This is a genomic window from Kitasatospora sp. NPDC057015, assembly GCF_042673745.1.
GTDB lineage: Bacteria > Actinomycetota > Actinomycetes > Streptomycetales > Streptomycetaceae > Kitasatospora.
Window position 1 is genome coordinate 10,495 of the sequence record NZ_JBHUSG010000084.1, and the last position, 8,199, is coordinate 18,693.

Genomic DNA, 8,199 nt, shown 5'->3' on the forward strand with positions numbered 1-8,199 from the left:
TGCCGGCGCCGACGTGGCCGCGGCGTTGGAAGAGGGTGGTGGGCCAGGTCAGGCCGTCGGGGGAGGCCTGGATGTCGTAGTCCCTGCCGTAGGCGCCTTCCCAGGTGAGGACGACGGACCCGACGGACTGGGCGGTGCCCAGGTCGACCTGGATCGACTCGTTGTTGTTCGAGGCGCTGGCCCAGCGGGTGGCGGGGTTGTCGTCGAAGGCGAGGTTGGCGGTGACGCCGGCGCTCTCGGTGGACGACGCGCTGGCGGTGCCGCCCTTGGCCAGGTCAGGCGCGTTGTAGCCGGGCGACACCGCCGAGGCGCCCGTGGCAGCCGGGAGAATCGCTGCCGCCGGTGTCACGACGAGCAGACACGCGAGCAGTGGTCTGAGGAAACGATGGGTGTGTGATCGCACGGGAATTCCTCGGGCAGGGGAGGGGTGGGTCCTTCAATCGCGGGTGCCGACGCATTGCGGGGAGAGAAGTGACGAGCAGGCGGCGATGGTGCCGGATCGGCTCAAGGGCCGCCGGCGTCTACCAGGTGCCGGCGTCGAGTCGGGCTGTGGCAGCCGCACCGCGCAACCTGGATGTGGTGGGTCATCGTGTGGCGACCCGCACGACCCTGTCAAGGGCCAGCGCAAAGCCATTGGTCTATACCACTCTTGTAAGTCGTATACGCTTCGATGCATGTGAACTGCATTGATGGGGCGTCGACTTGCGGGTGATCGATGCGCGGAGGAATGAGCTGGCGGCTGCACCGGCAGCCTCATTGTTGGTCTTGTCGGGAACCCACAGTTGCGTGACGGTCCGGCTGTCGCTGGTCATCGCGGCCAGGAGGTGAGCCGCGCGCGTGTGGCCGTGCCGGGTCCACCGGCGGCCTTGTCGTCCACGGTCACCGACTGGGTGCGGCCGGGACCGGCGCCGGTCAGGTCAGCCAGTCTGCCGGGTCAGCGGGTCGGTGGGAGTGTAGGCGCCGCCGGTGGGAGGTGGCCGGGGCATCGTGGACTTGGCTAGGGAAGCCACCAGGTCTGGGTGGGGATGGCGTTGCAGTCGAAGAGTTGGAGTCGGGTGAAGTTGGCGGTGGCCTGGTTGGGGGTGGCGATGCAGCGGCCGGAGTTGGGGTTGACGATGCTCGCCCCGGCGGTGCCGGCCGAGGTGCCGGGGTAGTGCCACTTTTGCGCTGGGGTCTGGTTGCACGTCCAGAGCTGGAGCTTGGTCCCGTTGGCGGTGCCGGCGCTCGTGGCGTCCAGGCACTTGCCGAGTGCCTGCAGGCTGCCGTCGTCGCCGATCGCCCACTTCTGGGCGGGGGTGTTGTTGCAGTCGTACAGGATGATCGGGGTGCCGTTGGCCGTTTGCGCGCCCTGGACGTCGAGGCACTTCTGGGGTACGCCGGAGGTGACCGGTCCTTCGGGCCCGGTCCCGGCGGAGGTGGTGGGCCACTGGATCTGGGTGGAGTGGTAGTAGCGGATGCCCAGGGTGTCCCAGCGCGGGCCCTGGGCGGCGAGGCGCTGCTTGAAGCCGGTGATGTCGTGGGTGGAGGTGGGCGACCAGCCGAGCTCGGCGTAGGCGGGCAGCCGGGGGAAGGTCAGGTAGTCGATGTCCTGGGGGGTGACGACGCTCTCCGACCACAGGGCCGCTTCGATACCACGGATGGAGGAGGCGGGCGCGCCCGACAGGTACGTCCCCGGGTCCCACGCGTACGCGGCCGTCACGTCGATCTGCGCGGCCCACGAGAGGCCGATGACCGTGTTCCCGTTGTACTTCTGGTCCAGGTAGGCCAGGTTGGCCGGCGACATGATGAGCCCCGTGCCGTTCACCGCGGCCGACGCCGTAGCGGCATCGGTCGAGGTGGTCCCCCAGTACTGGAGCAGCGTCCCCGGCTGGAGCGTGGACCCGGCCAGCTGGTGCCAGCCGGTGGCGGCCTTGCCGTACTTCACCACCGTCTGCTGCGCCCAGGTCATGAACGGGGTGTAGTCGGAGGCGGGGGTGCCGCTCGCCTCGTCCCCGCCGATGGCGATGTAGGGGCCGGGGGTGAGGGCGGCGATCTGCTTGATGACGTCGTCGACGAAGGGTTTCGTGTCAGGGTCGTTCATGCACAGCGAGCTCCACCCGACCGCGATGTCGGTGTGGACGGGCGGAGCCACGCCGTTGCAGTTCAGCTCGGGGGCGGAGGCGAGGGCGGCACCTACGTGGCCGGGCATGTCGATCTCGGGGACGATCGTGACGTAGCGCGACGCCGCGTAGGCGACGATGTCCGTGTAGTCGGCCTGGGTGTAGAAGCCACCGGGGCCGCCGCCGACAGCGGTGGCGCCGCCGATGCTGGTCAGGTTCGGCCGGCCGTTGATTGCGATGCGCCAGCCCTGGTCGTCGGTCAGGTGCAGGTGCAGGTAGTTGATCTTGTAGAGGGCGAGGTTGTCGATCTGGCGCTTGACCTTGTCGACGGTGAAGAAGTGCCGCGCGACGTCCAGCATCGCACCGCGGTAGGCGAAGCGCGGGTGGTCCACCACGTGCCCGCCGGGCACGATCCACGGGGCGGGCTGGGCGGTCTTCGACTCGATCTGCGCGGGAAGGATCTGCCGGAGCGTCTGCACTCCCGCGAACAGCCCTTCGGGCTGCTGGGCGCGGATCACCACACCGGTCGCCGTGACGTCCAGCTGGTAGCCGCTCGCGCCGACCGACGGGTCGGCACCGGTGAGCAGCAGTGAGATTCCGTCCGAGGGGGCGGTGGTCGCGGGCGACACCGTCAGCGGGTAGCCGGTGGACGGTCTCATGATCTGGGCGAGGTAGTTTCCGACCTGGCCGGCGGCGGTCGAGTTCGCGTCGGTGTAGATGCCCGTGGTCGAGGCGACCGGGAAGGACACGGAAGTGTTCGGCTGGACGGTGAACGGCTGCGGCACGATCGAGCTCATGGAGGAGGGCGTGGCCGCGTGAGCCGGCTGCTCTCCCAGCAGTGCGGGGAGAGCCGTGACGGCCAGCGCCGCGGCCATGGCGCCCGCGACCAGCCGGACCGTTCCGGTCTCTCGACACCGTCGGAGCAGTTGTGCCGCTCCGGCTGCGAGCTTCGCCCTCACCAGGTCCGCGGTGCGGTGGATCGGCGTCATCTCTCCGCCTCGATGATGAGCGTCGCTACGCGGCTGTGGTCAGTGGGCCTGCTGGTGGACAGGGCCGTGGCGTGGGGGGCCTGGCCGTTGTAGGAGGTGGTGGCGGTCTCGAGGTGCACGGTGCACGGCATCGCGGCCAGGACCGACATGGACATATCAGTGGATCTCACGCGCATCGGTGAGCTCTTTCTGAAGGGGATGGTGCAGTGGGGGAGCATCGGGGGTGATGGTGTGGCAGGGCGGGTCTGTTCCACCGGCCGGCGGACTGGAGCGGGTACCCGGGGGCCACGGGTACTGAAGGGAACTGCATCGAACCGTTGCGGATCGATGCGGGAATCCCTGCGTGTTCTGTCGCAGGCCACTTCGGGCTGCCCAGACCTGGGTCTGCCTCGCGAGGCAGACCCTCCGATTCGCGGGGGGCAAGGCCTGAGCGGCGTCCGGGTTCTGAAGGTCTTCACAGGAGGGGTGCCGCGGGGAGTCCTCGACCGCAGGTAGCGGTTTGGGAGGGGCGACAGAGGCCGGTCGACGTAGTGGAGCGTAGGTCAGGCCCGTCCGTCAAGCATCACACGCAGTGGTATAGACCTATTGGTATAGGCCACTGCTGAGTTCGCCCAGGAATCCTGGCAGATCCTCTCGCCATGACGCGCTTCGATCGAGGAGCACGAGGTCGTCCCGCCCGGACAGGCAAGATGCCGCACACCGGCTTGGCCTGCACGGTCAAGGATCCTCTGCAGGGCAGGCGGAGGGTGGTGAGCATCCGGACGGTCAGGTCGGCCTGGGTGTCGTCGACGGAGAAGACCCACCATCCGGGTACCAGGAGGAGGCGGTGGGAGCCGTTCATGGCGGCACGGACGAGGCGTCCGAGGCCGGGCCGGGGGCCGGTGCAGGAAAAGCCGTAGTCGAGGTACAAGGCGGGGGCGGGTACGCCGAGTCGGACGGCGAAGCTGCGCAGGGCCTCGACGTGGCGGCTGGCCCCCGAGTAGTTGTGCGGGTAGTAGCGCAGGCAGGCGGCTGGCTGCGGGGTCGCGCCGGGGACGGGGACAGGTGCCGATCGTCCCTTGTTCGGCAGGCGGGGCGGCCGTGTCGGGCTTCCGGCGGGCCGCAGGTGGCCCGGGGGTCGGCGACGGTTGCCACCGGGCCTTTCGCGGTGACTGTGCTGTCTCCCGCGGGGCCTTCGGGTGACTGGCGAATGCCCCTGGGGGATGCACTACTTGCAGGGGGCCGATGCGCAGGCGGCGTTGCAGGTTTTGGGGGCCCGGGCAGGCTCGGACGGCGGCGGCCGGCTGTGTGTCAGGCTGTCCAGGGCGGCTTCGAGCAGGTCGGCGGGGGTGAGTGCCGGGCCCGGCCCGATCCATCGGCGGCGTTCCACGCAGTTTTCTCCCGGGATCGATACGTGCCAGCCCCGGGCGAGTACTGCTGCGTGCTGGTCGGGATGCAGGGGCCAGCGGCGCGCGCGTCCGACGGGAACGAGCCACAGGAACGCGCCGGTCACGATGTCCTCGACACAGCTCGGCCGGTGGGGCTCCAGTACGGCCCACACTTTCGCCGCCAGTGTGCGGGGGGTCCTGACGACGTCGAAGTCCTGGCCGACCTCGACCAGGTGCAGCCTGGTGGGATCTTGTGGCAGCCAGCCGGCATCCCGTGACGATCGCGGGGCAGGGGCGGCGGGTGTTGATCCGTACACGAACATGGATGCCTCCCGGCAGGGAGAGAGATGTGAGGGGTGGGGGTGTGTGCCGGGCCGGTTCGTGGAACCGGTGCGGTCTGCCGGGCGGTGGGGCGGCCGCTGTGGCGGGGGCCATGTGGGTCCGGCGCGTGCCGCTGACGGGGATCGCTCGCGCGGGACGCAATATCAAAGTACCATTTACTTAATTCTCCTTGAATAATTGATCCTCCTGCGGCGTCTGTCAAGCGCCGATCGCCCGACCGGCGCCGCATCCGCGATCACGGCGCCCGGCGCCGAATGGCGGCGCTCGATGCGGGTCCACCAGATCGTTACAGCCGCTGGATCCGAGGCTCTTGATAGGGGTCGAGGACGAGCTCATTGTTGAAGTCATATGTAAAGGCGCCTGAGAAACTAGGCTCGGGTGGCTGGAACCGGAAGGAGTGCTACGCCGTGAGTGAGTCCGTCCGTACCGATGTGGCCGCGGGCCGTCGCCCGCCGCGGGGTCTGTTCGATCTGCCGCCGACGCGGCGCCGGCGGCAGGAGCGAACGAAGGCGCAGACTCAGGACAACCGGGCCCACAATCGCTCGCTCGTCCTGGCGACGCTCTACCGCGAGGGTGCGATGAGCCGGGCGGACCTGTCGCGGGTGTCGAGTCTGACCGCGCCGACGGTCTCCGCGCTGGTCGCCGATCTGGAGGCGGACGGCCTGGTCGCGGACGTCGAGCCCCGCCTGGAGGGCGGCAGGCGCAGGGGGAAGCCCTCGATGCTGGTGGAGATCCAGGACGACGCGGTGAACCTGGTGGTGCTCGACCTCTCGCCCGCCGAGTACTTCCGGGGGGCGGTGACGAACCTGCGGGGCGAGATCGTCGAACGGTCGCAGGTCGCTGTCGGCGACGCGCTCGGGGAGGCCGCCCACGACCTGGTGAACGAGCTGGTCGCCGACCTGCTGCAGCGTGCCCCGAGCCGGGTGCTGGGGATCGGCGTCGGCTCGCCCGGCATCGTCGACGACACGGGCACCGTCCGGCAGGCCGCCCACCTGGAATGGCACGACCTGCCGCTGGCCCGCCGGCTCACCGACCGCTTCGGCGTCCCTGCCTACGTCGGCAACGACGTCAACGCGGCGGCCCTGGCCGTACTGCACTTCCGCGGCTCCGAGGCGCAGAACCTCATGGTCATCGCCACCGAACACGGCGTCGGCGCCGGTCTCGTGGTGGGCGGCGAACTCGTGGAAGGCGAGCAGTTCGCCGCCGGCGAGATCGGACACCTCACAGTCGACGTCGACGGCGAACCCTGCATCTGCGGACGCCGGGGATGCCTGGACCCGATGATCAATGCCGTGTACCTGCGCGAGCGCCTCGCCGCCGCTGCGCACTGTGAGCACGACGCGATCCTCGCTGCCGCCGGGCAGGCGCTGGGAACGGTGCTCGCCCCGATCGCCTGCGCGCTGAACCTGAACGAGATCATCCTGACCGGGCCCGCCGACCTGATCGACGGCCCTTTACTGGACGCAGCCGTCGAGACGGTGCAGGCGCGCACGCTCGCCCGGACCGGCGCGTCGTTGACCATCCGGTCACTGGCCGGGGACGACGACCTTATCCTGCTGGGCGGGGCGTGCCTGGTGCTCGCAGAGCTCGGCGTCTTCTGAGCTCCGGCCGACCCACAGATCTCTGGGCCGAGACCCCCGGCGACACCGTGCACCGCCGGCTCGACCCGGAATCCGCAAGACAACCCGCTAGGAAATCCGATGAACCACAAGTCAAGTGGTACCGCCACGGTTCTCGCCCTGGCCGTCGCCGTCGCCCTGAGCGCCTGCTCGACCTCCGGTACGGCAACCTCCGCGGCCACCACGCCGCAGGCCGTCGCCACCGCGAAGGGTGAGGGCAAGACCCTTACCTTGTGGGTGATGGACGGCGACTACTCGGAGCCGTCGCTCCAGGCGATCAACGACGCGTTCACCCAGCAGACCGGCGCCAAGGTCGACGTCCAGGTCCAGGCCTGGGACGGGATCACCACGAAGGTCACCACCGCGCTGGCCACCTCGAACCCGCCGGACGTGCTGGACCTCGGCAACACCCAGGTCGCCAGCTTCGCCGCCAGCGGAGGTCTCAAGGACCTCACCCCCTACGCCGCCGACCTGCAGCAGGGTCAGACCTGGCTGGCTGGTCTGGTCGACCCCGCGACCGTCGACGACAAGCTCTACGCCGTCCCCGGCTTCGCCGGCGCCCGCGCCGTGATCTACAACAAGACCATGTGGGCGAAGGCAGGCGTCGACAGGGCCCCGACCACCTTCAACGAACTGACCGACGACCTCACCAAGGTCAAGGCCGCCAACCCCGACGCCGACTTCTCCCCGCTCTACCTCCCCGGCCAGAACTGGATCGCGGGCATGCAGTTCGTCTGGGACGCCGGCGGCGACATCGCCACCCAGGACGGCTCGAAGTGGATCGCGGGCTTCGGCAGCGACAAGGCGCAGGCCGGCCTCGCCGACTTCAAGGCCTTCCAGAACCAGTTCTCCGCCGCCGCCTCGCGGACCGTCGACACCAGCAACCCCGACCAGGTCCAGATCTTCGCCGACGGCAAGGCCTCCGCGATCATCACCACCGGCGGCTTCATCGGACGCATCCAGAAGGCCAACCCCCAGCTCACCGACGCCGACCTCGGCACCTTCCCGCTGCCCGGCAAGTCCGGCAAGGCCCAGCCCGTCATGCTCGGCGGTTCCGACTGGGGCATCGCCGCCCACGGTGCCAACGCCGACCTCGCCCTGCAGTGGACGAAGATCGCCGCCGGCCCGGACATCCAGAGCAAGTGGGTCGTCGGCCACGAGGGCTTCATCCCCAACAGCATCGAGGGCATCAAGGCCGCCACGGCATCGATCAGCGACCTGGACAAGGCCTTCTTCGACGCCGCCCTCAACTCCAGAGCCACCCCCGCCAACCCCAACTGGACCCAGCTGGAGGCCAACAAGGACATCAACAACCTCTTCGTGGCGGTCGCCTCCGGAAGCCAGAGCACCCAGGAAGCCGCGAGTACGTTCGACTCGACGGCGAACAAGACACTGAACGCAGGTCAATAGTGCCCTCGGGGCCCTGTTGATCCCGGGGCGCCCTCCCCATCTGCTGTGCCGACCGGACAAAAGAGAACATGACGATCCAACCCCCGGTGGGTGCGTTCCGCACCAGCGGTCGCCGTCCGCACACTCAGCTCCGCCGTCGCTCTTCGTGGGCTCCGTGGTGGTTGCTGTCCCCGGCGGGTCTGGTGATGCTCACCGTGACCGCCGCGCCGATCGTGTTCCTGATCTACACTTCCTTCACCGACTACAACCAGCGTTCGCTGTTCACCGGCAGCTACCACCTGGTGGGCCTGCGGCAGTACTCCGTGCTGCTCGACGATCCGCAGTTCTGGCGCGCCCTGCTGCGCAGTGTGCTGTTCACGGCCGCGATGGTGGC

Annotated in this window: 6 protein-coding genes and 1 pseudogene; 3 read left to right on the forward strand and 4 right to left on the reverse strand. The window is 69.2% G+C overall.

All coding sequences use genetic code 11. The annotated features are described in order from the left end of the window. From ACFTWP_RS40095 to ACFTWP_RS40110, 4 genes are all read right to left on the reverse strand, one after another. Positions 1-403: discoidin domain-containing protein (locus tag ACFTWP_RS40095; protein WP_380270130.1), on the reverse strand; the 403-nt coding region annotated here is incomplete at its 3' end. Between the two features lie 594 nt (positions 404-997). Then, complete coding sequence (locus ACFTWP_RS40100) at positions 998-3,088, reverse strand: family 20 glycosylhydrolase (RefSeq protein WP_380270131.1); 2,091 nt, start codon at positions 3,086-3,088, stop codon at positions 998-1,000. Beyond that, the gene (locus tag ACFTWP_RS40105) at positions 3,085-3,258 is read right to left on the reverse strand and encodes a hypothetical protein (protein WP_380270132.1); all 174 of its coding nucleotides are present in this window, start codon (positions 3,256-3,258) and stop codon (positions 3,085-3,087) included. The genes ACFTWP_RS40100 and ACFTWP_RS40105 overlap by 4 nt, the downstream gene beginning before the upstream one ends. Positions 3,259-4,295: 1,037 nt before the next feature. Continuing rightward, positions 4,296-4,778 carry a hypothetical protein gene (locus ACFTWP_RS40110; protein WP_380270133.1) on the reverse strand — a complete coding sequence of 161 codons (483 nt, stop codon included), beginning with the start codon at positions 4,776-4,778 and terminating at the stop codon, positions 4,296-4,298. 426 nt (positions 4,779-5,204) lie between these two features. On the opposite strand from ACFTWP_RS40110, the gene ACFTWP_RS40115 reads away from it, so the two are divergent. The 3 genes and pseudogenes from ACFTWP_RS40115 to ACFTWP_RS40125 form a co-directional block, all read left to right on the forward strand. Next, positions 5,205-6,398: an ROK family protein gene (locus tag ACFTWP_RS40115; protein WP_380270134.1), complete on the forward strand. Its 1,194-nt coding sequence runs from the start codon at positions 5,205-5,207 to the stop codon at positions 6,396-6,398. 99 nt (positions 6,399-6,497) lie between these two features. Beyond that, positions 6,498-7,826 (forward strand): extracellular solute-binding protein, encoded by a 1,329-nt coding sequence (locus ACFTWP_RS40120; protein WP_380270135.1) that lies wholly within the window; start codon positions 6,498-6,500, stop codon positions 7,824-7,826. 185 nt (positions 7,827-8,011) lie between these two features. Beyond that, positions 8,012-8,199, forward strand: a pseudogene (locus ACFTWP_RS40125) (sugar ABC transporter permease); the annotation flags it as partial.